The sequence below is a fragment of the Serratia sp. Nf2 genome (genome assembly GCF_003028435.1).
Taxonomy (GTDB): Bacteria; Pseudomonadota; Gammaproteobacteria; order Enterobacterales; family Enterobacteriaceae; genus Serratia; species Serratia marcescens_L.
Map to the genome: position 1 here is coordinate 1 of NZ_PYTW01000027.1, position 2,013 is coordinate 2,013.

At 55.6% G+C, this 2,013-nt stretch carries 3 protein-coding genes and 1 pseudogene; all 4 read right to left on the bottom strand.

Annotation, left to right across the window (positions count from 1 at the left end; all coding sequences use genetic code 11):
* The coding region (locus C9411_RS25140) for a baseplate J/gp47 family protein (RefSeq protein WP_146158903.1) at positions 1-551 on the bottom strand (551 nt) is incomplete at its 3' end.
* Between the two features lie 3 nt (positions 552-554).
* Positions 555-992 (bottom strand): phage GP46 family protein, encoded by a 438-nt coding sequence (locus C9411_RS25145; RefSeq protein WP_107228153.1) that lies wholly within the window; start codon positions 990-992, stop codon positions 555-557.
* The gene (locus C9411_RS25150) at positions 989-1,579 is read right to left on the bottom strand and encodes a phage baseplate assembly protein (protein WP_107228154.1); all 591 of its coding nucleotides are present in this window, start codon (positions 1,577-1,579) and stop codon (positions 989-991) included. Before C9411_RS25150 ends, C9411_RS25145 begins: the two co-directional genes overlap by 4 nt.
* Positions 1,576-2,013: pseudogene (locus C9411_RS25155) on the bottom strand (phage tail protein); the annotation flags it as partial. The gene C9411_RS25150 and the pseudogene C9411_RS25155, both read right to left, overlap by 4 nt.

The following is a 2,013-nucleotide window of genomic DNA, read 5'->3' on the forward strand; positions in this document are numbered from 1 at the left end:
TCTGCTCCGCCGGTGGCAGGCTCGAGCATTACGCCGCTGGCATCAATGCCGGGTAGAGAAACATCCAGTGTCAGGGTCGTGCCGGCATCCGCATTGCCGTCAATACCGCCCCCTGTCGGGTCGTCGATAATGTCGGGCAGTATTGCAGTGAGCTTGCCGACACCTTTCCCATTTGCCCCGATCGTTACGCTCTCCTCAAGCCGGTAGAGATAACCATCACCACGGCGCAACACGGCACCTTTGTTGACAGGAGCGCCCGCAGTTCCGCTAAATTCATAAGACGGTGTGGATGCCGGATTGGCCGGGTTTTGGTAGACACTTTTAAGGCCAGCCCATCCAGATAGCCATTCATCAGTGGCATTAAATGGGGTGGACTGCAGCGCGATATAATCCAGGTACCCGTAATGTAAATGGGCGAGCCCGGCGTCAGCATCCGCCAAAACACGCATGTTGGAATAGCGCAACAGCGCACCGGTCTTTCTCAGTTCAGCCTGAAGCTGTGTGCGACTTTTCTCACGCAATTCGGTGAGTGTCGGCCGATTGAAAGGCATAATTTATTGCTCCCAAACCCAAAAAAATCGCATGTCCGTGCCGTCACCGTTACCCGGACGCTGATAGCGAATGACCATATTTAGCCGGCGGGGATAAACGATCTGGGTTGCTATCGTGAACGACGACACAACACCATCAGAGATCAGCCACTGCAATGCCTCGCGGGCATAGCCTTCCGCTTTTTGAGCAACGTCCTGGGTCAATTTCTGACGACGCAACAACCACAGCCGGGAGCCGATGTTATGCTCCTCCCCCATATCCCCCCACCAGCCGCGGCGGTCTTCTCCGTCAATATCATCGTCATCACGGGCGACGCGATCGGTGAACAGACTGATAATCATCGCTGTCCGCAGGTCATCGCCATTGATCAAATCGCCGCGTCCCTCACGCCACTCAGCCACCAGCCGTTCAATGTCCCAAAAAGAGCTAATATCACTCATTCGACGATCTCCCCCGGTTTCTCGCTGGTTTTCTCATCGTTGCCGCTCTGGACATTTTTCACGATATGATCGTGATCGTTATGGGCATCGCGTAAGGCTTTCAGCGTGGCGCCATTGCTGTCGCAGTTGTCGATCACGTCGCCGGTCACTTCCAAACGTGGCGTTTCAAGCCTGATTTTCTCGGTGGCCGCAACGGTAACCGTGGTCGCATTGGCCACTGTTACCGGCTTCCCTTTCGCTTCTACCTCAATGCCGTTTTCCGTGAGTTTTACGAACATCCCCCACTGGTTATAAATCAGCGTTTCGCCGCTTTTTAAACCCGATTGCCGGTATTGCTGATTGTTGCTGGCCACGATCACGGCACTGGAACGATCGCCGCCCAGATACGCCAGGACCACATCCGTGCCAACCGGCAGACCTGACGAAAACCCAAACTCCGCCATCCTCGGGGTGTCGCCTTTCACCTCCAGCGGCGTCTGATACTGTAGTTTTTGAATGCCTCCAGCATCGCCGTACCCGGTGATCTTGCCCAGGCCAATCATCATGGCCACCCGGCGCCCAAGCTGCCTCAACATGCCGTCATTCATCGATTTAGCTCCTGCACCTGGCTATAGAATTGATAGGGTTGAACGGCAAATGCTTCTTTCGGCATCATGATGAGATTGGCCCGCGTGCCCCGCTCGTCACGGGTAAAGGTGACCTCCGCCAGAAGCCACTGCACGTTATTGAGCCCAAAAACAGGAATATTGATGGGGATCAGCGTATTCGGCTCCCACAGTTTTCCGGCCTTGTCTCGCCAGCTATCGATCTCCACCTGCAGGCGTCGTGAACGGCCATATCGCCGGTTCATCTCCCAGTCGATGCAGTTTTGCGCCTGACCGTGAGAGTTCATCGTGCTCTCAACGATGACAATCCGATTGCGGTAGCGCATTTTGGCGACTTCCGGGTCCTGAGCGCGCGCCAGGGTAACTGCGGAATAGCCGCTATCCGGGGACAACTCCATCGCCGGCGTCATCGACAT